General features: G+C 73.4%; 24 protein-coding genes and 1 pseudogene. 14 read left to right on the top strand and 11 right to left on the bottom strand.

Annotated elements, in window-relative coordinates:
* Window positions 1-22: 22 nt before the first annotated feature.
* Complete coding sequence (locus ACH4MY_RS03125; RefSeq protein WP_397996683.1) at window positions 23-691, bottom strand: TetR/AcrR family transcriptional regulator; 669 nt, start codon at window positions 689-691, stop codon at window positions 23-25.
* A gap of 129 nt (window positions 692-820) precedes the next feature.
* Window positions 821-1,615 (bottom strand): IclR family transcriptional regulator, encoded by a 795-nt coding sequence (locus tag ACH4MY_RS03120; protein WP_397996681.1) that lies wholly within the window; start codon window positions 1,613-1,615, stop codon window positions 821-823.
* Window positions 1,616-1,815: 200 nt separating this feature from the next.
* Here ACH4MY_RS03120 and ACH4MY_RS03115 point away from each other — a divergent pair, with 200 nt between their 5' ends.
* The 8 genes from ACH4MY_RS03115 (at window position 1,816) to ACH4MY_RS03080 (ending at window position 8,459) form a co-directional block, all read left to right on the top strand.
* The gene (locus ACH4MY_RS03115; RefSeq protein ID WP_397996678.1) at window positions 1,816-1,941 is read left to right on the top strand and encodes a putative leader peptide; all 126 of its coding nucleotides are present in this window, start codon (window positions 1,816-1,818) and stop codon (window positions 1,939-1,941) included.
* 347 nt (window positions 1,942-2,288) lie between these two features.
* Window positions 2,289-3,314: an ABC transporter substrate-binding protein gene (locus ACH4MY_RS03110; protein WP_397996676.1), complete on the top strand. Its 1,026-nt coding sequence runs from the start codon at window positions 2,289-2,291 to the stop codon at window positions 3,312-3,314.
* A 57-nt stretch (window positions 3,315-3,371) separates the two neighbouring features.
* Window positions 3,372-4,406, top strand: a complete 1,035-nt coding sequence (locus ACH4MY_RS03105) for an ABC transporter substrate-binding protein (protein WP_397996673.1) — start codon at window positions 3,372-3,374, stop codon at window positions 4,404-4,406.
* Window positions 4,403-5,239 carry an ABC transporter permease gene (locus ACH4MY_RS03100; protein WP_397996670.1) on the top strand — a complete coding sequence of 279 codons (837 nt, stop codon included), beginning with the start codon at window positions 4,403-4,405 and terminating at the stop codon, window positions 5,237-5,239. The genes ACH4MY_RS03105 and ACH4MY_RS03100 overlap by 4 nt, the downstream gene beginning before the upstream one ends.
* Complete coding sequence (locus tag ACH4MY_RS03095; RefSeq protein ID WP_397996668.1) at window positions 5,236-6,036, top strand: ABC transporter ATP-binding protein; 801 nt, start codon at window positions 5,236-5,238, stop codon at window positions 6,034-6,036. The genes ACH4MY_RS03100 and ACH4MY_RS03095 overlap by 4 nt, the downstream gene beginning before the upstream one ends.
* On the top strand, window positions 6,033-6,896 hold the full coding sequence (locus ACH4MY_RS03090) for an ABC transporter substrate-binding protein (RefSeq protein WP_397996665.1): 864 nt from the start codon (window positions 6,033-6,035) through the stop codon (window positions 6,894-6,896). Before ACH4MY_RS03095 ends, ACH4MY_RS03090 begins: the two co-directional genes overlap by 4 nt.
* Window positions 6,897-6,901: 5 nt before the next feature.
* The gene (locus ACH4MY_RS03085; RefSeq protein WP_397996662.1) at window positions 6,902-7,984 is read left to right on the top strand and encodes an LLM class flavin-dependent oxidoreductase; all 1,083 of its coding nucleotides are present in this window, start codon (window positions 6,902-6,904) and stop codon (window positions 7,982-7,984) included.
* Between the two features lie 217 nt (window positions 7,985-8,201).
* Window positions 8,202-8,459 (top strand): WhiB family transcriptional regulator, encoded by a 258-nt coding sequence (locus ACH4MY_RS03080; RefSeq protein WP_397996659.1) that lies wholly within the window; start codon window positions 8,202-8,204, stop codon window positions 8,457-8,459.
* A gap of 203 nt (window positions 8,460-8,662) precedes the next feature.
* Here the strand turns inward: ACH4MY_RS03080 and ACH4MY_RS03075 are convergent, their stop codons facing one another.
* From ACH4MY_RS03075 to ACH4MY_RS03045, 7 genes and pseudogenes are all read right to left on the bottom strand, one after another.
* Window positions 8,663-9,637, bottom strand: coding sequence for an acyl-ACP desaturase (locus tag ACH4MY_RS03075; RefSeq protein WP_397996656.1), 975 nt, complete (start codon window positions 9,635-9,637; stop codon window positions 8,663-8,665).
* A gap of 226 nt (window positions 9,638-9,863) precedes the next feature.
* Window positions 9,864-10,139: a hypothetical protein gene (locus tag ACH4MY_RS03070; protein ID WP_397996654.1), complete on the bottom strand. Its 276-nt coding sequence runs from the start codon at window positions 10,137-10,139 to the stop codon at window positions 9,864-9,866.
* Window positions 10,140-10,160: 21 nt separating this feature from the next.
* A complete protein-coding gene (locus tag ACH4MY_RS03065) occupies window positions 10,161-10,349 on the bottom strand; it encodes a hypothetical protein (RefSeq protein WP_397997443.1) in 189 nt (62 codons plus the stop codon).
* A gap of 68 nt (window positions 10,350-10,417) precedes the next feature.
* Window positions 10,418-10,540 (bottom strand): annotated as a pseudogene (locus tag ACH4MY_RS03060) (Scr1 family TA system antitoxin-like transcriptional regulator); the annotation flags it as partial.
* A 501-nt stretch (window positions 10,541-11,041) separates the two neighbouring features.
* Window positions 11,042-12,685 (bottom strand): ABC-F family ATP-binding cassette domain-containing protein, encoded by a 1,644-nt coding sequence (locus ACH4MY_RS03055; protein ID WP_397996652.1) that lies wholly within the window; start codon window positions 12,683-12,685, stop codon window positions 11,042-11,044.
* A 277-nt stretch (window positions 12,686-12,962) separates the two neighbouring features.
* Window positions 12,963-13,379, bottom strand: coding sequence for an SsgA family sporulation/cell division regulator (locus tag ACH4MY_RS03050; RefSeq protein WP_397996650.1), 417 nt, complete (start codon window positions 13,377-13,379; stop codon window positions 12,963-12,965).
* A 192-nt stretch (window positions 13,380-13,571) separates the two neighbouring features.
* Window positions 13,572-14,036 (bottom strand): (4Fe-4S)-binding protein, encoded by a 465-nt coding sequence (locus ACH4MY_RS03045; RefSeq protein WP_397996648.1) that lies wholly within the window; start codon window positions 14,034-14,036, stop codon window positions 13,572-13,574.
* Between the two features lie 76 nt (window positions 14,037-14,112).
* Here ACH4MY_RS03045 and ACH4MY_RS03040 point away from each other — a divergent pair, with 76 nt between their 5' ends.
* Entirely contained in the window at window positions 14,113-15,207 is a 1,095-nt protein-coding gene (locus ACH4MY_RS03040; protein WP_397996645.1) for a WD40/YVTN/BNR-like repeat-containing protein, read from the top strand.
* On the opposite strand, the gene ACH4MY_RS03035 is transcribed toward ACH4MY_RS03040, so the two are convergent.
* Window positions 15,208-15,507, bottom strand: a complete 300-nt coding sequence (locus ACH4MY_RS03035; protein WP_397996643.1) for a YciI family protein — start codon at window positions 15,505-15,507, stop codon at window positions 15,208-15,210.
* Between the two features lie 140 nt (window positions 15,508-15,647).
* Between ACH4MY_RS03035 and ACH4MY_RS03030 the strand changes: the two genes are divergently transcribed.
* The 3 genes from ACH4MY_RS03030 (at window position 15,648) to ACH4MY_RS03020 (ending at window position 16,946) form a co-directional block, all read left to right on the top strand.
* Window positions 15,648-16,343: an endonuclease V gene (locus ACH4MY_RS03030; RefSeq protein ID WP_397996640.1), complete on the top strand. Its 696-nt coding sequence runs from the start codon at window positions 15,648-15,650 to the stop codon at window positions 16,341-16,343.
* Between the two features lie 100 nt (window positions 16,344-16,443).
* Entirely contained in the window at window positions 16,444-16,578 is a 135-nt protein-coding gene (locus tag ACH4MY_RS03025; RefSeq protein ID WP_397996638.1) for a hypothetical protein, read from the top strand.
* Window positions 16,575-16,946 carry a VOC family protein gene (locus tag ACH4MY_RS03020; RefSeq protein ID WP_397996636.1) on the top strand — a complete coding sequence of 124 codons (372 nt, stop codon included), beginning with the start codon at window positions 16,575-16,577 and terminating at the stop codon, window positions 16,944-16,946. Before ACH4MY_RS03025 ends, ACH4MY_RS03020 begins: the two co-directional genes overlap by 4 nt.
* 28 nt (window positions 16,947-16,974) lie before the next feature.
* On the opposite strand, the gene ACH4MY_RS03015 is transcribed toward ACH4MY_RS03020, so the two are convergent.
* Complete coding sequence (locus ACH4MY_RS03015) at window positions 16,975-18,264, bottom strand: saccharopine dehydrogenase family protein (protein WP_397996633.1); 1,290 nt, start codon at window positions 18,262-18,264, stop codon at window positions 16,975-16,977.
* Window positions 18,265-18,493: 229 nt separating this feature from the next.
* On the opposite strand from ACH4MY_RS03015, the gene ACH4MY_RS03010 reads away from it, so the two are divergent.
* Complete coding sequence (locus ACH4MY_RS03010; protein ID WP_397996630.1) at window positions 18,494-19,651, top strand: CaiB/BaiF CoA transferase family protein; 1,158 nt, start codon at window positions 18,494-18,496, stop codon at window positions 19,649-19,651.
* Entirely contained in the window at window positions 19,648-20,790 is a 1,143-nt protein-coding gene (locus ACH4MY_RS03005) for an acyl-CoA dehydrogenase family protein (protein WP_397996628.1), read from the top strand. Before ACH4MY_RS03010 ends, ACH4MY_RS03005 begins: the two co-directional genes overlap by 4 nt.
* Window positions 20,791-20,818: the final 28 nt, after the last annotated feature.

Below are 20,818 nucleotides of genomic sequence, written 5' to 3'. Positions count from 1 at the left end.
GGGGCGGCGGGGGCGGCCGGGGCTATTCGGCGTCGAGGGCGCTCCGGCCCCGGTCCGTCGCCGAGGCGCGCAGCCGGGAGGTGATGCCCCGCTCGCCGCGGGTGTACGCCAGGGTGTCGCCGAGCAGGACGGACTGCGCGTTGGCCCCCTCCATGAGGGCGATCACCTCGAAGGCCAGCTGCTCCGCGTCCATGTCCCCGGCGAAGTCGCCGACCGCCTGAGCCTCCGTCAGGGAGCGCTCCACATAGGCGTTCCAGTCGAGGCGGGTCCGGGCGACGGCGTCGTGCACCGGACCCGTACGGGCGTCGAACTCGGCCGAGACCGCGTAGAAGAAACAGCCGCCCGTGAAGACCCGGTCGGAGGAGTACGTGAGCCAGTTCCGGCACAGCTCGCGGACCCGGCGCGCGCCCGGCGGCACGTCGTTCACGGGGGTGACGACGTGCTCGGCGAAGACGGCGACGGCGGCCCTGATCGTGGCGAGCTGGAGCTCCTCCTTGGAGCCGAAGAGGGCGAAGACACCGCTCTTGCTCAGCTGCAGCTCGGTCGCGATCCGCCCCAGGGACAGGCCTTCGAGCCCCTCGATCGAGGCGATGTCCATGGTCCGGCCGAGCACGAGGCGCCGGGTCTGGTTCCCGCGCTCGACGCGTCCGTCCGTCTTGGTCCCGGTGCTGCCGCCGGTGCTGCCGCTCATCTGTCCATGGTACTGAACGCACGACCGTGCGGATATCTTCGCGACGGGCGACGGGCGACGGGCGACGGGCGACGGGCGACGGGCGACGGGTCGCTGGCCGCGGGTCACGAGCCGGGTGGCCGGCGGTGGCTACCCGGCCCGCTCGCCGGGGTCCCGGCGCTCCGTCGGGGCGAGCAGCAGGACCTCCAGGGCGCGGGCGCAGGACCGCGCCTGCGCCAGGTACCAGTCGAGCCGTGCGTCGGTGATCAGCTCCGGGGTCGCGCGGACCGCGAGCGCGAACCTCGCGTGCCCCGCCCGCTCCAGGACCGGCACGGCCACGGTCCGCACCCCGAGGGCCGACTCGCCGTCGTTGAGGGCGTACCCCGCCTCCCGTACGCGGGCCAACTCGGCGCTCAGCGCCGGAGGTTCGACGATCGTCCGCTCGGTGAACGCGTACAGCGGCGGCAGGGAGCGCGGGCCCGCCTCGCCCGCCCGGGGCCACGCGAGCAGCACCTTTCCGAGTGCCGTCGAGTGCAGCGGCCGGCGCAGCCCCACCTTCGGGGTCACCGAGCCACCCGCCACGATGATCACATGCGATCCGCTGCGGAGGGCCAGGTCGGCGGTGGCGCCGGTCCGTTCGGCGAGATCGGCGAGCTCGGGCGCGGCCAGATGGAGTCCCCGCTGGTGGTACGAGAGCCGGCCCAGCTCCGTCATCGCCGGGCCGAGGCGGTAGCGGGCGGTCCGGGCGTCCTGCTCCAGGAAGCCCGCGCCGAGCAGGGTCCGGGCGAGCCGGTGCGCGGTGGAGGTGGAGAGCCCGAGCCGCCGCGCGAGGTCGGAGGCGCTCAGGTCGGGCCCGTTGTCGTGGAAACAGTGCAGCACATCCAGTGCGCGGCGGACCGCCTGGGCGCCCGCCGGGGGTCGGACGGTGCCGGCCTCGGTCGTCATAGGGTTCGCTCCCCGTGGGTGATCGGGCTCCCACGCTCCCATATGACGGGAGCCGAATCGGGGATCGGGTGAGGTCGGAAACACTCCGTTCATACGCAATCCCACATCGTGGGAGGCGAGTTGTCGACGGTGGAACTTCCGTGGCAGGGTTCCGGCCAAGCCACCACAGCGGCACCGAGCCGAAGGGAGCAGGGCCGGCCATGAACGGACGACGCACCGCACGACGCACCGCACGATGTGCGCCCCCCGCCTCTTCCGCGCCGCTCGCGCTCACCCGGCGCCGCCACATCGACCTGGCGCGGGTCGCGGGGGCCGGCTGTCGCTGACGCGACTCGTCGTCGCCGTGCGCCGACCCGGCCCGTCGCCGGGACCGTCCGCGGCCTGGCGTCCTGCGTGACGGACGTCCGTCCGCTTCCCGGTCCGTTCCTCGACGGGGTCGTTCCCGGCCGAGGGCGGACGGTGCGCCGAAGGCCGCCGGACGCGTGAGCCGTCCCACGCCGAGGCCGTCGCCCCGGCCGTCACCTTCGCCCCTGCGTTTCCCCTCCCTTTCGTTTCCGCTCTCCTCGCCCTTCGCCTTCGCCCGCACACCGCCCACGGTCACGGCGGCGCCGACCGACATTTCCGTCGTGCCCCGATGCCGCCCGCCGCCCCACCACACCCCGGGAAGCCCTCCATGACGCATGCCCGCGTTCCCGACACGCTCTGGTTCACCCGCTGCCCCGTTCCCACCGCCACCGGTGTCGCCGCCGACCGCGGCTGGCTGGCCCGGGAGTTCGCGCCCGACGGCATCTCCGTCCGCTCGCTCCAGGACGCCGAGCCCGGCGCCGACCGTGCCGCCCACTTCACCCACGCCCTTCCCGGACTCTTCCGCGAGGGCGGCAACGTGCCCGCGCTGTGGGCCCGTTCACGCGGGGAGCGCACCCGGCTCATCGGTCTCACCTGGATCGAGGAGCGCCAGGCGGTGCTCGTCGCCCCCGGCTCCCCGGTCCGCGGCGCGGCCGCCCTGCGCGGTCTCCGGCTCGCCCTGCCCCGGCACTCCGTGGCCATCGACTTCTGGCGGGCGATGGCCCTGCGCGGCTTCGAAGGGGTCCTCGCCTCCGCGGGGTACGGACTCGGCGACGCCGCCCTCGTCGACGTACCCGCGGACGGTCATCGGGGCCAGTGGGCCGCCGAGCTGGACGCCCTGCGCCGGGGGGAGGTCGACGCCGTCTATGTGAAGGGCGCCCTCGCCGTCGAGGCGGCCCGCCGCGCCGGGGCCGAGGTGGCCGTGGAGCTCGACGCGCTCCCCGACCCCGCGCACCGTGTCAACAACGGAACCCCGCGCCCCCTCACCGTGCACCAGGACCTCCTGGACGAGCACCCCGAGCTCGTGGCCCGCTTCCTGGCCGTTCTGCTCCGGGCCGCCGACTGGGCCGCCGGCGAGCCGGACGAGGTCGCCCGCATCCTCGGCGCCGAGACCGGGGCGGGCGCCGAGGGGGTCGCGGGTGCCTACCGGTCCGGCACCCACCGCACCCTCCACCCGGACCTGTCCGGTACACGGCTCGACCTGCTCGCCCGGCAGGAGGAGGCCCTGCGCGCCCACGGTTTCCTGCCCGAGGCCGTGGACGTACGCACCTGGGCGGACCCGGAACCCCTGCGCCGGGCCCGGCGGCTCGCGGCCACCGCCCGGCCGGAGCCGTCCCCTCAGCCGGTCCCGTAACCCGCCCCGCACCAGCACCCCATCCCGCCCGCCCCGATCTCCCGAAGGACGACCGTCATGCGCCCACTCACCCCGCCCGCCGTCCGTGCCGCGCTCGCGGCCCTCGCCGCCCTCGCCACTCTCACCGCCTGCGGAGGCGGCACGGCCGCGGACTCGGCCGCCGGTCGGGGCGGCGGCGGGGCGAAGGCGGCGAAGGGCACGGTCACGATCCGGATCCCGGACCCCGGCAACGCCGGCGTCCTCGCCCGCGGCAAGAAGGACGGCAGCCTCGACAAGGCCCTCGCCGCCGTCGGCGCCAAGGTGGCGTGGACCGGTAGCGCCGGTCCCTTCGCACCCGCCGCCCAGGCGATGAACGCCGACCGGCTCGACATCGCGACCGGCTCCATCACCTCGGGCATCACCTCCCTCTCCCAGAGCCCCGGCTTCGCCTTCTTCACGGCCACGGCCCCCGACCCGGTAGGCGAGGGCATCCTCGTCCGCGAGGGCTCGGACATCGACTCCGTCGACGACCTCGTCGGCCGCAAGGTCGCCGTCAACAAGGGCGGCACCGGCGAGTACCTGCTCCTCAAGGCCCTGGCCAAGGCGGGGATCCCCGCCGGCGAGGTGGAGCGGGTCTATCTGCGCCCCGACCAGACCGCCGCCGTCTTCAACGCGGGCCAGGTCGACGCCTGGGCCGTCTGGTCCACCTACGCCGTCGCCGAGATCGGCTCCGGCAAGGCCCACTTCGTCGCCGACGGCACCGCCATCGGCTCCGACAACTACAGCCTCAACGCGGTCCGTTCGGGCTTCGCCAAGGAGCACCCCGAGGTCGTCAAGGCGCTCTACACCTACCTCCACGACAACAGCGCCAAGGAGAAGCGGGACCCGGCCGCGTATCTCAACGTCTTCACCGACGCCGGACCCACCGCCGTCAACGGCAGGGCCAAGGAGGTCCAGATCTCCTTCACGGGCAAGTCCGGCAACGTCGAAGCGATCAGGCCCGAGGACATCGAGCGCTTCGAGACCGTCGCCCGGTTCTACGCCGACCAGAAGGTCACCCCGGACAAGGTCGACATCGCCGCCCACCTCCTCGACATCGAGAAGCTGTCATGACGGCGCCCGTGAGCCCTCCCGGCCTCGTCGCCCCCCGCCCCCAGCTCCGCCGCCCCCGCTCCCGTACGTACTCCCTCACCGTCCGCGCCCTCGGCCCGGTCGCCCTCCTCGTCCTCTGGTGGGCCTCCTCCGCCACCGGTCTCCTCACCCCCGACGTGCTCGCCTCTCCCTCGCAGGTCATCGACGCGGTCGGGGAACTGTGGGGCAACGGCCAGCTGCCGGACGCGCTCGCGACCTCCCTCACCCGCTCCGGGATCGGGCTCTTCATCGGTCTCGCCGCCGGGCTCGCGCTCGGCATCACCACCGGCTTCACCCGGCTGGGCGACGAGCTGCTCGACTCCTCGCTCCAGACACTGCGGACCATCCCCTTCCTCTCCCTCGTCCCCCTCTTCATGGTCTGGTTCGGGATCAACGAGACCGCGAAGATCCTGCTCATCGCGGTCGCCACCACCTTCCCCATGTACGTCTCCACCGTCGGCGGCGTCCGCAGCACCGACCGCAAACTCGTCGAGGCCATGCGCACCTTCGGTCTCGGCCGGCTCGCGATCGTCCGCCAGGTCGTCCTCCCCGGCGCGCTGCCCTCGCTCCTGGCCGGACTGCGGCTCTCCATGACGCTGAGCGTCATCGCGCTCATCGCCGCCGAGGAGATCAACGCCACCGAAGGCATCGGCTATCTGATGTCCCAGGCCCAGAGCTACGCCCGCACCGACATCCTCGCCGTCTGCATCCTCGTCTACGGTCTGCTCGGCCTCACCGCCGACGTTCTCGTCCGCGGCCTGGAGCGGGTCCTCATGCCCTGGCGCACCGCCGGCCCCGGAGGAGGAGCCCGATGACCCCGTCCACGACACCCCCCGCCACGGCGGTACGGGTACGAGGCCTCCGCCGCGTCTTCGGCAGCCGACCGGTCCTCGACGGACTGGAACTCACTCTGGAAAGAGGCGAGTTCCTCGCCCTGCTCGGAGCGAGCGGCAGCGGCAAGACCACACTGCTCCGCATCCTCGGCGCCCTCGACGGCGCCGACGGGGGAGAGGCCCTGGTCCCCGAGGCCCGCACGATCGTCTTCCAGGAGCCCCGGCTCATCCCCTCCAAGAAGGTTCTCGCCAATGTGACCGTCGGCCTCCCGCGCGGGGCCGCGACCCGGGCGACGGGCCTGCGCGCCCTGGCCGAGGTCGGGCTCGAACGTCACGCCGAGGCCTGGCCGGCCACGCTCTCCGGCGGCGAGGCCCAGCGGGTGGCGCTCGCCCGCGCCCTGGTCAGGGAGCCCGAACTCCTGCTCCTCGACGAGCCGTTCGCCGCACTGGACGCGCTGACCCGGCTCCGGATGCAGGACCTGGTCGGCGAGCTGCGCCGGATCCACCGCCCGGCGGTGCTGCTCGTGACGCACGACGTCGACGAGGCGGTGCGCCTCGCCGACCGGGTCGCCGTCCTGCGCGACGGCCGGCTGGTCACCGACGAGCCCGTCACGGTCGCCCGCCCCCGTGACCCGGGCGACCCGGCGTTCGTCGCCCTGCGCCGCCGCCTCCTCGCCGACCTCGGGGTCCACGCGCCCGAAGAGGCACCCGCGTACGCCCCCGCACCCGCCCCCGTCCCCGTCCCCGCACCCGTCTCTCCCGAAGGAGTGTCCGCATGACCGTCGTCATCGGTGTCCACCGCAGCAACCCCTCCCTCTACCACCTCTCCCGGCTCGGCTACGCCGAGGAGGAGCTCGCCGCGCTCGGCGAGACCGTGACCTGGCACCCGTACACCGACGGCGTCCGCACCGGTGCCCATCTCGCCGACGGAACCATCGACTTCGGCGGCACCGGCTCCACCCCGCCCGTCACCGCGCAGGCCGCGGGCCACGACATCGTCTACACCGCCGTCTCGGCGCCCCGCCCCGACCACGGCGCCCTCCTCGTCCCCGAGGACAGCCCGGTCCTGACCGTCGCCGACCTCAAGGGCGGCACCGTCCACCTCGCCGTCGGCTCCTGGCAGACCCACCTCGTCGCCAAGGCCCTGGACGACGCCGGCCTCTCGTACGCCACCGACATCACTCCCGTACGCGGCGACTCGGCCAGCGAGGAGAAGCTCCGCGCCGGCGCGATCACCGCCTGGGTCGCCCAGGGCGCCGAGCTCGCGGCAGCCCGCCGCACCGGCGGGCTGCGCACCCTGGTCCGTACCGGCGAGGTCATCACCGACCGGTCCGTCTTCTTCACCCGGCGCGACCTGGCCGAGCGGCGGCCCGAGGTGGTCGAGGCGCTCACCCGGGCGCTCCGGCGGGCCGACGACTGGGCCGCGGCCCATCCGCGCGAGGCCGCCGGGATCGCCGCCGCCGACCAGGGCGGCACGGTCGACGACTGGGAGACGGCGCTGCGCGCCCTGCCGTGGACGATCGAGGCGGTCACCGAGGAGTTCGTCGCCGAACAGCAGGAGGCGGCCGACATCTTCCACCGCACCGGTTTCATCGACCGCGCGATCACGGTCGCCGACGCCCTGCCCCGGAAGGCCTGATCCCCATGACCTCCCCGGCACCCGAAGTCCTCTGGTACATCATCCCGCGCGAAGGCGCCTACCCCTGGGAGCCGGCGGGCCGCCGGCCCGTCGACCTGGGGTATCTGACGCAGCTCGCCGGAACCGTCGAACGCCTCGGCTACACCGGCGCGTTGCTCGCCACCGACCTCTACGACGTGTGGCCGCTCGGCTCGGCGCTCGCGGCCTCCACCAGCACGCGGTTCAAGCCGCTGCTCGCCGTCCACCCGGGTCTGATCGCGCCGACCCTGCTCGCCAAGATGGCACTGAGCTTCGACAACCTGTTCGGCGGGCGGCTCCGCTTCAACGTCGTCAACGGCTCCACGGCGTCCCTGCGGGAGTACGGGCTCCACGTCGAGCACGACGAGCGGTACGAACTGAGCGCCGAGTACTGGTCGATCGTCAAACGGCTCACCGCCGGGGAGGTCTTCGACCACAAGGGGCGCTTCTACGACCTCAAGGGCGCCGGTGCCTCCTTCCGGGACCTGCGGCCCGTCCAGGAACCGCACGTCCCGCTCTGGTTCGGCGGCTCCTCCGCCCCCGGCATTGAGATGGCCGCCGAGCACGTCGACGTCTATCTCACCTGGGGCGAGCCGCCGCACCTGCTGAAGGAGAAGCTCGACCACGTACGGGCGCGGGCCGCCGCCCACGGCCGCACCCTCCGCATCGGGCTGCGCCTCCATCTGATCGTCCGGGACACCGAGGACGAGGCCTGGGCGGCGGCCGACCGGCTCCTGGACGTCACCAGCGAGGCGACGTACGCACGGCAGCTCGGCGAGCGGGCGGGGGAGGACGGCGTCGGCTGGCAGCGCCAGTTCCGCCAGCACGGCGGCCGGGTCCCCGCCCACGCCCGAGAACTGGAGACCCACCCGAACCTGTGGCCCGGGATGAGCCTGTTCCGGCCCGGCCCGGGAACGGCCGTGGTCGGCTCCACGGCCCAGGTCGTGGAGCGCCTCAAGGAGTACCAGGACCTGGGCGTGGACACGTTCATCCTGTCCGGGAACCCCCTCCTGGAGGAGGCGTACCGGGTGGCGGAAACGGTCCTCCCGGCGCTGGGCGTCACCCGCTGAGGTCCCGCACACCCCACTCGCCGGACCGTTCGGCCGCGACGTGAAGCCCGATGGCACGCCCCTGGGGCGTCACCGGGACGTCGGGCGTGGGCCAGGCCCGCCGGCCGTGTCGGCGAGCAGGCGACGGCCTTCGGCGAGCCGCTTTGCAAACGGCGGCGAACGTCGCATTGATCGAACGTTGATGGCGCGTTTACGCCCCTCCGGCAGCGTGTACGGCATGCAGACCGACACGATCGTACTGACCGCACCGGAGCCCGACATGACCTGGCAGGAGAACGCGCTGTGCGCCCAGGCCGGCCCGGAGTTCTTCTTTCCGGCGCCCGGCTCCTCGACCCGCGAGGCGAAGCAGCTCTGCGGGGCCTGTGAGGGGCGCGTGGCGTGCCTGGAGTACGCGCTGAGCCACGACGAGAGGTTCGGGGTGTGGGGCGGGCTCTCCGAGAAGGAGCGGTTCCGGCTCAAGCGCCGACAGGGCTGAGCGGTGGCGGACGCCTCGGCGCGGGGGTACGAGGGGTCCGGGCGCGGAGCGGCACGGGCGCGGGGGGGGGGGGGGGGGGGCGGGCCCCCGGGGGGGGGGGGGGGGGGGGGGGGGGGGGGGGGGGGCGGGCCCGGCGGGGCCCCCCCCCCCCCCCCCCCGCGCCCGTGCCGTCCGTCGCGTGCGGTGTGTGTCGAACCGGTGGCTCAGCCGGCCGCGCGGGCGGCCATCCGCGCCTTGCGGGCGGCGAGCCTCTCGTCGAACTTGCTCGCCTCGGAGTCCAGGCCGTTCATGTAGAGCCCCAGCTCCTCCTGGGCCTGCAGGCCCTCGGGGCCCAGGCCGTCGATCTGGAGGACCTTGAGGAAGCGCAGGACGGGCTGGAGCACGTCGTCGTGGTGGATGCGCATGTTGTAGATCTCGCCGATCGCCATCTGCGCCGCCGCCCGCTCGAAGCCGGGCATTCCGTGTCCGGGCATCCGGAAGTTGACCACGACGTCCCGCACGGCCTGCATGGTCAGGTCGGGGGCGATCTCGAAGGCCGCGCCCAGCAGGTTGCGGTAGAAGACCATGTGCAGATTCTCGTCGGTGGCGATGCGGGACAGCATCCGGTCGCAGACCGGGTCGCCGGACTGGTGGCCGGTGTTGCGGTGCGAGATGCGGGTGGCGAGCTCCTGGAAGGCGACGTACGCCACGGAGTGCAGCATCGAGTGCCGGTTGTCGGACTCGAAGCCCTCCGCCATGTGCGCCATCCGGAACTGCTCCAGCTTGTCCGGGTCGACGGCGCGCGAGGCGAGGAGGTAGTCGCGCATCACGATGCCGTGCCGGCCCTCCTCGGCGGTCCAGCGGTGCACCCAGGTGCCCCAGGCGCCGTCGCGGCCGAAGAGGCTGGCGATCTCGTGGTGGTAGCTCGGGAGGTTGTCCTCGGTGAGCAGGTTGACCACGAGGGCGATCTTGCCGATGTCGGTGACCTTGGACTGCGACGGGTCCCAGGCCTCGCCGTCCTCGAAGAAGCCGGGGAAGTTCCGGGCGTCGGACCAGGGCACGTACTCGTGCGGCATCCAGTCCTTGGTGACCTTGAGGTGCCGGTTGAGCTCCTTCTCCACGACCTCTTCCAGCGCGTGGAGCAGCCGCGCGTCGGTCCACCCTGTCGAGCTGCCGAGGTGGGGAGAGGTGAGTGTCACGGGGACTCCTGGGGACGGAGAGGGGGCATACGGGCATACCTACGGATTCGTAGGTTACGAGACCGTAGGTTAAGGCTCCGTAAGGCGTCGGCCAAGCCCGTCCCGGCGATGTCCGGTTACGTTCCGTTATGTGCGCTGCTCGGGTGGGGTGCCGGAGACGCAGGTCACGTCCGGGGAGCCCCTCGGCGGCCGTGCGGACGACTACGCAGAGCTGACGCCCGAGCGCTCAGAGCAGATGGTCGGCGGCGCCGGCCTTCACCGCCGAGATCAGCGCCCGCAGCGCCTCCACCGAGTCGCTGACGTACGCCCCGGGGGTCAGGGTCGAGCCGATGTACGCACGGCCCGCCTCGTCGAGGCCGAAGCGGAAACAGTTGGCGCCCTCGCTGCGGAAGGCCTCGTTCCAGTCGATCTCGACGCCGGGGCGGGCCGCCGGGCCGGCGGCGGGGGAGACGGCGACGGCGGGGGCGGGCGAGGCGTCGACGGCGGTGTCGGTGGAGGGCATGAGGTTCATGGTGGGGGACCTTCACCGATCCTGAGCGATGGTGCGGATGAACGCGCGTGACTCGTCCGCGGCCAGGGCGAGCCCGCGCAGCAGCAAGCCGTGGGAGGAGTCGAGCTGTACGGTGTCGAGCTGCGCCACGGGCGCGGCCACATAGGTGAACGACTGGCCCGCGCCCGGGAGACCCCCCGCGGTGAACGGGATGACGCGCACCGAGACGGTGTCCGCTCGGAGTGCGCCAGGACGCGTTCCAGCTGCTCCCGCGCGATCTTCGGTCCGCCGAACTGCATGCGCAGCGCGGCCTCGTGGATCACGGCCTCGTACTGCACGGGCCGGTCCCGGTCCAGGACCTCCTGGCGGCGCAGCCGCAGGGCGAGCCTGGCCTCCGGATCGGGGCCGGGCAAGGGGGGGGTACGGCGGTGTCGAAGACGGCCCGCGCGTGTTCCTCGGTCTGCAGGAGTCCCGGGATGTGGGTGGTGACGGCGGTGGACAACTCCGCCGCGTGGAAGTCGAGTTCGGCGATGTCGATGAGTGCGGGCGGCAGCAGTCCGCGGTGCTCCTCCCACCAGCCTCTCCGACCTCTGCGAGACCGCCACCCTCGCCGCCTCCGAACTCGTCGCCGCCGCCTATCGGTTCACCCCCGACCGGGAGTTGATCCTGCGGGTCCGCTGGCAGTTCGAGGCGGTGCGGATCGTGGTCTACGACCAGCACCCCGCCCACGGCTCACCCCTCTCGGCCGAGGAACGCCGCGACCGCCGCAGCCGCAGCATGTGGCTGCTGGCCGCGGCGGTCGACGCGCACGGAGGGGACTGGGGGCTGGCCCCCGTCCTCACTCCGAGCGGCGGCACGAAGTCCTGGGCGTTACTCCACGGCTGGCTCCACAGGGATCTCCCGGTGTCTCCCCGCTACCTCGGGCCGGACGCCGTCTCCCGCACCTCCTCCACCGTCGTCGGCCGCAGCTCACCGTCGAGCAGCAGCCACCGGGTGATCCCCAGCGACTCCAGGAAGGTCACGTCGTGGCTCGCCACGATCAGCGCCCCTTCGTACGCGTCGAGCGCCGCCGTCAGCTTCCGTACCGACGCCATGTCGAGGTTGTTCGTCGGCTCGTCCAGCATCAGCAGCTGCGGAGCCGGCTCCGCCAGGAGCAGCGCCGCGAGCGTCGCCCGGAAACGCTCCCCGCCCGAGAGGGTCCCCGCGGGCTGATCCGCCCGCGCTCCCCGGAACAGAAACCGTGCCAGCCGGGCCCTGATCGCGTTCCCCGTCGCCGTGGGCGCGAACCGGGCCACGTTCTCCACCACGCTCAACCCGTCGTCGAGGACATCGAGCCGCTGCGGCAGGAAGCGGAGCGGCACCCGCGCCTCCGCCTCGCCGGAGAGCGGCGCGACCTCCCCCGCGATCGTCCGCAGCAGGGTCGTCTTCCCGGCGCCGTTCCTGCCGACCAGCGCGATCCGCTCCGGTCCGCGCAGCTCGAACGCGCCGGCCACCCGGGCCCCGTACCGCAGCTCCAGGTCCCGCAGGAAGAGCACTTCGCGACCCGGCGGCACCGAGGTGCGGGGCAGCTCGACCCGGATCTCGTCGTCGTCCCGCACCGCCTCGACCGCCGCGTCGAGCCGCTCCCTGGCCTCCGACAGCCGCTCCGTGTGCAGCGCGCGGTGCTTGCCGGCCGAGACCTGGGCCTCGCTCCTGCGGTTGTTCGCCACGATCTTCGGGACGACCTTGTTCTCGAAGCTCTTCTGTCCGAACCGCTTGCGGCGGGCCAACTTGACCTGGGAGTCGGCGAGTTCCCGCTTCTGCCGCTGCACATCGGCCTCGGCGACCCGGACCATCCGCTCCGCCGCCTCCTGTTCGGCGGCGAGCGCCTCCTCGTACGCGGACCAGGCGCCGCCGTACCAGGTGACGGAGCCGTCCCGCAGATCGGCGATCTGATCGACGAGCTCCAGGAGCTCACGGTCGTGGCTGACCACGACGAGGACGCCCGACCAGTTCTCCACCGCCTCGTACAGCCGGGCGCGGGCGTGCCGGTCCAGGTTGTTCGTGGGCTCGTCGAGCAGCAGGACGTCGGGGCGGGCGAGCAGCAGCGCCGCGAGGCGCAGCAGTACGGACTCGCCGCCCGAGACCTCCCCGACGGTCCGGTCGAGACCGACGGAGCCGAGGCCGAGCTGGTCGAGGGTGGCGCGAGCCCGCTCCTCCACGTCCCAGTCGTCGGCGAGGGCGGTGAAGTGCTCCTCCGCCGGGTCGCCCGCCTCGATGGCGTGCAGGGCGGCCCGCTTCGCGGCGATGCCGAGGATCTCGTCCACCCGTCGCGAGGTGTCCAGAACCACGTTCTGGGGGAGGTAGCCGAGTTCGCCGGTGACCCGGACCGTGCCGGAGGCCGGGGTCAGCTCGCCCGCGATCAGCTTGAGGAGCGTGGACTTGCCGGAGCCGTTGAGCCCGACGAGCCCGGTACGGCCGGGGCCGACCGTGAGCCGGAAGTCGTCGAGGACCTCCGTGCCGTCGGGCCAGGAGAAGGAGAGGGCGGTGCAGGTGATGAACGTGGGGTGATGCGCCATGGGGGCCTCCCGAAGTGCGTGAGCGCGAGCGTGAAGAGATGCGAACGCGTGGAGACACCGGGGCGCGGGCAGTCGAAAGAACGGCTCGTACGCCGAGGTCGAGAACGGCACACGCGGCACAGGGGGCACGCGCGGCGCGGTGTCTCGCAACCTCAGACGAGCAACGTCCTTCTCCGATCGGGTGACGACAAGGTCAGTACGGACCGTACGCCGGGGAGCGGGAGAGCGGCAAACCATTTATCCGGGGCGGCAGGCCCCGCATCCGCTGACGGTCTGCCTACGGACGGTCGCGCAGCAGCTCCGTGAGGTCCTGGTCCCAGTCCAGGTACTGGTGCTCGCGGCCCGCGGGCACCAGGTGCTGCGAGCGCTCCAGGAAGCGGCGCAGCTCCGAGGTCCGGACATGGACCATGGCCACCCCCTCGGGAGCGTGGAACTCCACCACCGTCCGGTCGTACCCGTACGGACGCAGGCGTACGTCCCCGACTCCCGCCGGGCGCTCGACGCCCTGGACGAGCAGCTCCCGCGCGAAGGCCCAGGAGACCTCGACACCCTCCAGGGTCGCCGGGGGAGGGAAGGCCATGCTCACGGCGTACGGGTCCTCGCGGTCGTACCGCAGAGTGGCGGGGACGGTCTCCATCCGCGGAGCGGATGCGACCAGTCGGGCCTGGACGGCCTGCTCGATGACGGCGGACACGACCGGCTCCTTTCACACGGGCTGGATCCTGTGCGTCTCCCCGACACCAGGGCACCTGACACCTGAGAAGACGAGCGGCGGACCCGGAACGTGCACTCCGGATGTGCGTGAGCTGCGTCACGGCCGCGTCGCGGGCCGCGCGCGGCGACGGGCCGCATGTATCACCGCAGGTCAGAGCGGGGTGGAAAGAGGTCAGCGCGCTTCGGGTACGTCGTCGTCCGGCTCGGCGCAGGGACCGGAGCGGTCGCAGTACGGCTGGTTTCCGGAGGCTCCGCAGCCACAGAGCATCACCCGTGTCTCGTGCCGGTCTCCGTGCGCGCCGCTCACGAGCAGGTCGCCGCGCATCACGAGCCGGCCGGAGGGCGACCGGCGGACGGAGGTGGGGGAGTCGGGGTGCTCGACGGAGCCGTCCGCCGGGTGGTACCGCAGCGCCCCGGAGGGGCAACGACGGACGACCTCCGCCACCAGACCGGCCTCGGCGGCGTCGGGCAGCACCCACGGACGCCGGGAGAGATCGAAGACCTCGGGCAGCCCGTGGACACATTCGGCCGCGTGCAGACACCGGCGCGGCTCGAACGTGACGGTGATGCCCTCGCCCTCGTACTCCTTGAGGTTCGGCGTCTCGTCGGGCGTCCGCTCGCTCGTACGGTCGGTCATGGCATCCAGCCTAGGAACGCCCGGCCGGGGACGCACCCTGGACGGGGAGGGGCCGGGGGCACTAGCTTCCGGCGCCATGACGTCCATGGGGAACACGAGACGAATGATGTCGGTGGGACTGATCGGGGTGGCGCTCGCGCTGACCCTGGCCGCGCCCGCGCGAGCCGGGGAGACCCCCATGGCAGCGGCCGACACGCACACGGCGGGCTGGCAGCTGACGCCGACCGGTACCGACGCCCGCTTCCGCGGCCTCGCGCCGGTCGACCGCGGGACCGCCTGGGCCGCCGGCTCCAAGGGAACGGTGCTGCGGACCACCGACGGAGGCCGCAGCTGGCGAAACGTCTCGCCGCCGGGCGCGGCCGAGCTGGAGTTCCGCGATGTGGAGGCCTTCGACGCCCGCCGGGCCGTCGTCCTCGCCATCGGGGAGGGCGAGGCCTCGCGGGTGCTGCGCACCGAGGACGGCGGCGCCACCTGGACCGAGTCCTTCCGCAACACCGATCCGCGCGCCTTCTACGACTGCATGACGTTCTTCGACCGCCGGCACGGGCTCGCGATGAGCGACCCGGTCGACGGGAAGTACCGCATCCTCTCCACCCGCGACGGCGGCCGCTCCTGGACGGTGCTGCCCGACGCCGGAATGCCGGACGCGCTGCCCGGCGAGGCGGGCTTCGCGGCGAGCGGCCAGTGCCTGGTGTCGGCCGGCCCGCGTGACGTCTGGCTGGCGACGGGCGGCGGGGCCACCGCGCGCGTGCTCCACTCCGCCGACCGGGGGCTGACCTGGACCGCCACCGACTCGCCGATTCCGGCGGGGGACCCGGCCCGGGGCGTCTTCGGCCTCGCGTTCCGCGACCGCGCGCACGGCATCGCCGTCGGCGGCGACTACCGCAAGGACCAGCCGTCCCCGCAGGCCGGCGCGGTCACCGGCGACGGGGGCCGCACCTGGCGCACCTCGGCCACACCCCCGCCCGCGTACCGCTCCGGTGTCGCCTGGCTTCCGCACAGCCGGAACGCTGCGCTCGCCGTCGGCCCGACGGGCACGGACCTGACGACCGACGGCGGCCGCACCTGGCGCACGGTCGACACCGGTTCGTACGACACGGTGGAGTGCACCCGTGACGGCTCCTGCTGGGCCTCGGGCGAGAAGGGCAGGATCGCCCGGCTCGGCCGGTAGTCAGGAGGGGAGCTGCTCCCGGTACGCGGCGAGTCCGTCGGCCGTCTTGGTCGCGTAGAACTCCGTGATCCGGTACGCGCAGACGCCCTCGACGCTGAACGGGTCGGCCGCCGCGATCTTCTCGATCTCCGTGCGGTCGACCCCGGCGGCCAGGATCACCCCGCCGTCGCGCGGGTTCTTCCGCCCCGAGGCGACGAAGACGCCGGCGGCGTACTGCGCGTCCAGCCACTCGACGTGGGCGTCCAGCAGTGCGTCGACCCGCTCGACGGGCGCGGTGTAGGTCAACTCCAGTACGAACATGATCGCCAGGCTACCGGGCGCCGGACGGGCGGGGACCGGACGTCCCAGCCCTCGGAACGGCCTTCGCGGAGCCCGCAGGCCGGTTTCCGTGCCGCGGGGCTGGGAGCCGGTCCACGGGCGACCATAGGCTGGCCCGCATCATGACGATCATCGAGATTCCGGCGGGCTGGCCCGCCGACGAGACCGCCGCCCGGGCCGTCCAGCAGGAGCTGTGCGGGCGCCTCGTACGCGACGAGGAGGGCCCGGGTGTCGGTGAGGGGCATGTGACGGGCCTCGACGTGGCCTACGACGACGAGCACGATCTCGTCGCCGCCGCGGCCGTCGTCCTCGACGCGCGGACCCTGGAGGTGGTGGAGGAGGCCACGGCCGTCGGCCGGGTCTCGTTCCCGTACGTCCCCGGGCTCCTCGCCTTCCGGGAGATCCCGACGGTGCTGGCGGCGCTCGGCAACCTGACCGCCGACCCCGGTCTGCTCGTCTGCGACGGCTACGGCGTCGCCCACCCCCGCCGCTTCGGTCTCGCCAGCCACCTCGGCGTACTCACCGGCCGGCCGTCCATCGGGGTCGCGAAGAACCCCTTCACCTTCACGTACGAGCAACCCGGCTCGGCGCGCGGCGACTTCGCCCCGCTGCTGGCCGCCGGAGAGGAGGTGGGGCGGGCCCTGCGCACCCAGGCCGGGGTGAAGCCGGTGTTCGTCTCCGTGGGCCACCGGGTCTCCCTCACCAACGCCTGCGCGCACACCCTCCACCTCTCACCCCGGTACCGCATCCCGGAGACCACCCGCCATGCCGACTCCCTCTGCCGCCGCGCCCTGAAGGACGCGCGCGGGGACGCCTAGCCGGGGCGTGTCCCCTCCCGCGGCGACGGCTGAGTACCTGTGACGAGCTGAGTACCTGTACGGATACCGGGGCCCGAACCCGACCGGCAGAGTGGGGTTCATGACAACACCCCTTTCCGCCACGTCGCGTTCCGCGGAGCGCGGCCCGAATCGGACCCCCGCCGGCGCCGGGCTCGTCGCCCAGGCCCGGGTCCGCGCCGTGCTGTACGTCCTCGTCGACGGGACCCCGGCGTGATCGGGCGGCTGCGGTGCCTCGTGCTCGACTGCCCGGACGCCTGGGAACTCGCCGACTTCTACCGGAAGCTGATCGGCGGACAGGTGGAGAACCCGGATCCCCGGTGGGCCGTCGGCGAGGGTTCCGCGGTACTGCTCGGCGAGGGGGGTCCCGTCCTCGCCTTCCAGGGCGTGGCCGACCACCGGCCGCCCGTCTGGGGCGCGCCCGAGCAGCAGTTCCACCTCGATGTGCGGGTCGACGACCTGGGCGCCGCCCATGAGGCCGTTCTCGCCCTCGGGGCCGTACCGCTCGACGACGGGGGCGCCGACGCGGCCTGGCGCGTCTACGCCGACCCTGCCGGGCACCCCTTCCGTCTCGTACGGCCCTGATCCCTCACGGACCGCCGGGCGGCGCCGCTCAGCTCCGGTGCGCCACCCGGAAGCGGATGCCCGCCGCCCGGAGCCGGGCGACGAGCGCGTCGCCCATCGCCGCCGCCGTCGTCACCTGGCCCGCCGACTTCGGCAGCGGGTCGAAGGCGAGGCAGAGGGCGGACTCGGCGAGCATCTTCGCCGTCTCGTCGTACCCCGGGTCACCGCCCGACACCTCGGTGAAGACCCGGCGGCCACCGCCCTCTCCGACGAAGCGCACCGAGAACCAGCTGCGTGCGCGCCGCTCGGCGGACGGGCCCTGGCCTGCCCGGTAACGCTCCATCAGCCAGGCTCGTACCGGCGGGAGTTGGGCGGCCGCCACGCCCGCTCCGGCGGCCGCGGCGCCCCCGAGGGCCATCGGCAGCGTCTTCACGGAGGCGTAGTGCCGGTAGCGGAAGTCCGGCCCGTACCGGTCGAGGGCCGCGGCCGAGCGGGCCACGACCTGCGGGTCGAGCGTCGGCAGCGGCAGCGCCCACGTCCCCGTCTCCCGGCTGAACCGCGGTCCGCCCAGCGGCGCGCGGGCCCGGCGTCCCACCAACCGCGGTTCGTACAGGTGCCGTTCACGCGCGGCCCGCAGAATCTCCCGGCCCCGGCCGAGCGCGGTCAGCGCGGACGCGAAGGTGCCGCCCGAGAAGGCGGCTCCGGCCCGGACGAAGCCGTCCACCCGCAGGGGTACGTCCTCCGGGAGCTGCTGGACGGTGAAGTACACGCCCAGGTCGTGCGGGACGGAGTCGAAGCCGCAGGCGTGCACGATCCGGGCGCCGGTCTCCCGGGCGCGCGCGTCGTGCCGTACGTACGTCAGGTCGACGAACTCGGCCTCGCCGGTCAGGTCCAGATAGTCCGTGCCGGCCTCCGCGCAGGCCCCGACGAGCCCGTCGCCGTACCAGACGTAGGGGCCGACCGTGGTGGCCACCACCCTGGTGGACTCGGCGAGTTCGCGCAGCGAGCCGGGGTCCGCGGCGTCGGCGACGAGGAGCGGCAGGTCGGCGCAGTGCGGCCGGTCGGCGGCGAGCCGCTCGCGCAGGGCGGTGAGCCCGGCCAGGTTGCGTCCCGCGAGCGCCCAGCGGCACTCGGCCGGGGCGTGCTCGGCCAGATAGGCGGCGGTGAGCTCGCCCACGAAGCCGGTCGCCCCGAACAGGACGACGTCGTAGGCCCGGGTCCCGCCCTCCGCGCGCGCCTCGGTACCGCTCTCCGGCGCGCTCTCCCGTGCGGCCCCGGTGCGGTCGCCCGCCGTCCGGTCCGCGTCCGACTCGCGTCCCACGCCCGCCCCTGTCTCCATCCAGCCCCTCATTTCGGCCGTACCGCGCCGCCGTGCGCGGTTCTCGTCGTCGGCGGAGGATAGCGGGTCGCCCCGCCGTACCCCGCTGCCGCCCTACCCCCGGTTACCCCACCCGTGCCCGTCCATGAATTTCCAAGCGCTTGCTCGGCCGGGGGGCTTGTGCCGAGTGGGGCACGTTCATAGCATCTTCGGTGTTACATCATTGGTGTCACACATGCCTGGGGGCTCGATGAGCACGACGCACACCGCCGGGAACGGCCCGCTCACCGGGGTACGCGTGGTCGAACTCGCCGGCATCGGCCCCGGCCCCTTCGCCGCCATGCTCCTCGCCGACCTCGGCGCCGACGTCGTCCGCGTCGACCGGCCCGGCGGCCCCGGCCTCGGCATCGACCCGGCGCGCGACCTCACCAACCGCAACAAGCGCTCCGTCCTCGTCGACCTCAAGGCCGAGAACGGCCCCGCCACCGTCCTCGACCTCGTCGCCCGCGCCGACATCCTGATCGAGGGCTACCGGCCCGGCGTCGCCGAACGCCTCGGCGTCGGCCCCGACACCTGCCTCGCCCGCAACCCGCGCCTCGTCTACGGACGCATGACCGGCTGGGGCCAGGACGGCCCGCTCGCCGCGACCGCCGGACACGACATCGGCTACATCGCGATCACCGGCGCCCTCGGCATGATCGGCCCCGACCCGGACGGCCCGCCCACCGTCCCCGCCAACCTCGTCGGCGACTACGCGGGCGGCTCGCTCTACCTCGTCATCGGCGTCCTCGCCGCCCTCCAGCACGCCCGCGCGCACGGCGAGGGCCAGGTCGTCGACGCCGCCATCGTCGACGGCACCGCCCACCTCACCACCATGATCCACGGCATGCTCGCCGCCGGCGGCTGGCAGGACCGCCGGGGCGTCAACCTCCTCGACGGCGGCTGCCCGTTCTACGGCGTCTACGAGACCTCCGACGGCGGCCACATGGCCGTCGGCGCCCTGGAGGAGCGGTTCTACGCCGAGTTCGTCCGCCTCCTCGGCATCGAGGAGGCCGCCCCCGCCCGCCGCGACCTCGCCCGCTGGCCCGAACTCCGCAAGGCCGTCGCCGACCGCTTCCGGAGCCGTACCCGCGAGGAGTGGACCACCGCCTTCGAGGGCAGCGACGCCTGCGTCGCCCCCGTCCTCTCCCTGCGCGAAGCCCCGTCCCACCCCCATCTCGCCGCCCGCGCCACCTTCACCGAGCGGGGCGGAATCGCCCAGCCCGCCCCCGCACCCCGCTTCTCCGTCACCCCCGGCACCCTCCGCACGGGCCCCGCCCTGCCCGGTGCCGACACCGCCGAGGTCGCCCGCGACTGGGCCGTACCCGCGCTCCAGAGCCCGATCCAGACCCAGGAGACCGAAGCATGAAGCGCCAGCTCTACACCGCCGACCACGAGGCCTTCCGGAGCACCGTCCGCACCTTCCTCGGCAAGGAGGTGCTGCCCCACTACGCACAGTGGGAGAAGGACGGCATCGTCGCCCGCGAGGCCTGGCTCGCCGCCGGACGCCAGGGACTCCTCGGCCTCGCCGTCGACGAGGAGTACGGAGGCGGCGGCAACCCCGACTTCCGCTACGGGGCCGTCCTCGCCGAGGAGTTCACCCGGGCCGGCGCCCCCGGGCTCGCCGTCGGACTCCACAACGACATCATCGGCCCGTACCTCACCTCGCTCGGCACCGAGGAGCAGAAGCGGCGCTGGCTGCCCGGCTTCTGCTCCGGCGAGCTCGTCACCGCCATCGCCATGACGGAACCCGGCGCCGGTTCGGACCTCCAGGGCATCCGTACGACCGCCGAGGACCACGGCGACCACTGGATCCTCAACGGATCCAAGACCTTCATCTCCAACGGCATCCTCGCCGACCTGGTGATCGTCGTCGCCCGCACCACCCCGGAGGGCGGGGCGCACGGCCTCTCCCTCCTCGTCGTCGAGCGCGGCGCCGAGGGCTTCGAGCGCGGCCGCAACCTCGACAAGATCGGCCAGAAGTCCCAGGACACCGCCGAACTCTTCTTCAACGACGTCCGCGTCCCCAAGGAGAACCTGCTCGGCGAGCTCAACGGCGCCTTCCTGCACCTCATGACCAACCTCGCCCAGGAGCGCCTCGCCATCGCCGTCGCCGGCATCGCGGGCGCCGAGCACCTCCTGGAGATCACCACCCGGTACGTGAAGGAGCGCGAGGCCTTCGGCCGCCCCCTCGCCCGGCTCCAGCACATCCGCTTCGAGATCGCGGAGATGGCCACCGAGTGCGCCGTCACCCGGACCTTCGTCGACCGCTGCATCACCGAGCACACCGAGGGCGGCCTCGACGCCGTCCACGCCTCCATGGCCAAGTGGTGGGCGACCGAACTCCAGAAGCGCGTCGCCGACCGCTGCCTGCAACTGCACGGCGGATACGGCTACATGAGCGAGTTCCCGGTCGCCCGCGCCTACACCGACGGCCGGATCCAGACCATCTACGGCGGGACCACCGAGATCATGAAGGAGATCATCGGCCGTTCCCTCCTCGGCTGATCCCCGCCCCTCCCGCCGCTCCCCACCC

It is taken from the genome of Streptomyces sp. NPDC017246, assembly GCF_044331325.1.
Lineage (GTDB): Bacteria > Actinomycetota > Actinomycetes > Streptomycetales > Streptomycetaceae > Streptomyces.
This window is presented reverse-complemented; position numbering and strand designations above follow the sequence as displayed.

Excerpts from the sequence above, each read along its gene's own strand:
- ACH4MY_RS03125 (WP_397996683.1), bottom strand. The coding sequence starts at position 691 with ATGAGCGGCAGCACCGGCGGCAGCACCGGGACCAAGACGGACGGACGC.
- ACH4MY_RS03120 (WP_397996681.1), bottom strand. The coding sequence starts at position 1,615 with ATGACGACCGAGGCCGGCACCGTCCGACCCCCGGCGGGCGCCCAGGCG.
- ACH4MY_RS03115 (WP_397996678.1), top strand. The coding sequence starts at position 1,816 with ATGAACGGACGACGCACCGCACGACGCACCGCACGATGTGCGCCCCCC.
- ACH4MY_RS03110 (WP_397996676.1), top strand. The coding sequence starts at position 2,289 with ATGACGCATGCCCGCGTTCCCGACACGCTCTGGTTCACCCGCTGCCCC.
- ACH4MY_RS03105 (WP_397996673.1), top strand. The coding sequence starts at position 3,372 with ATGCGCCCACTCACCCCGCCCGCCGTCCGTGCCGCGCTCGCGGCCCTC.
- ACH4MY_RS03100 (WP_397996670.1), top strand. The coding sequence starts at position 4,403 with ATGACGGCGCCCGTGAGCCCTCCCGGCCTCGTCGCCCCCCGCCCCCAG.
- ACH4MY_RS03095 (WP_397996668.1), top strand. The coding sequence starts at position 5,236 with ATGACCCCGTCCACGACACCCCCCGCCACGGCGGTACGGGTACGAGGC.
- ACH4MY_RS03090 (WP_397996665.1), top strand. The coding sequence starts at position 6,033 with ATGACCGTCGTCATCGGTGTCCACCGCAGCAACCCCTCCCTCTACCAC.
- ACH4MY_RS03085 (WP_397996662.1), top strand. The coding sequence starts at position 6,902 with ATGACCTCCCCGGCACCCGAAGTCCTCTGGTACATCATCCCGCGCGAA.
- ACH4MY_RS03080 (WP_397996659.1), top strand. The coding sequence starts at position 8,202 with ATGCAGACCGACACGATCGTACTGACCGCACCGGAGCCCGACATGACC.
- ACH4MY_RS03070 (WP_397996654.1), bottom strand. The coding sequence starts at position 10,139 with ATGCCCTCCACCGACACCGCCGTCGACGCCTCGCCCGCCCCCGCCGTC.
- ACH4MY_RS03055 (WP_397996652.1), bottom strand. The coding sequence starts at position 12,685 with ATGGCGCATCACCCCACGTTCATCACCTGCACCGCCCTCTCCTTCTCC.
- ACH4MY_RS03045 (WP_397996648.1), bottom strand. The coding sequence starts at position 14,036 with ATGACCGACCGTACGAGCGAGCGGACGCCCGACGAGACGCCGAACCTC.
- ACH4MY_RS03040 (WP_397996645.1), top strand. The coding sequence starts at position 14,113 with ATGACGTCCATGGGGAACACGAGACGAATGATGTCGGTGGGACTGATC.
- ACH4MY_RS03035 (WP_397996643.1), bottom strand. The coding sequence starts at position 15,507 with ATGTTCGTACTGGAGTTGACCTACACCGCGCCCGTCGAGCGGGTCGAC.
- ACH4MY_RS03030 (WP_397996640.1), top strand. The coding sequence starts at position 15,648 with ATGACGATCATCGAGATTCCGGCGGGCTGGCCCGCCGACGAGACCGCC.
- ACH4MY_RS03025 (WP_397996638.1), top strand. The coding sequence starts at position 16,444 with ATGACAACACCCCTTTCCGCCACGTCGCGTTCCGCGGAGCGCGGCCCG.
- ACH4MY_RS03015 (WP_397996633.1), bottom strand. The coding sequence starts at position 18,264 with ATGGAGACAGGGGCGGGCGTGGGACGCGAGTCGGACGCGGACCGGACG.
- ACH4MY_RS03010 (WP_397996630.1), top strand. The coding sequence starts at position 18,494 with ATGAGCACGACGCACACCGCCGGGAACGGCCCGCTCACCGGGGTACGC.
- ACH4MY_RS03005 (WP_397996628.1), top strand. The coding sequence starts at position 19,648 with ATGAAGCGCCAGCTCTACACCGCCGACCACGAGGCCTTCCGGAGCACC.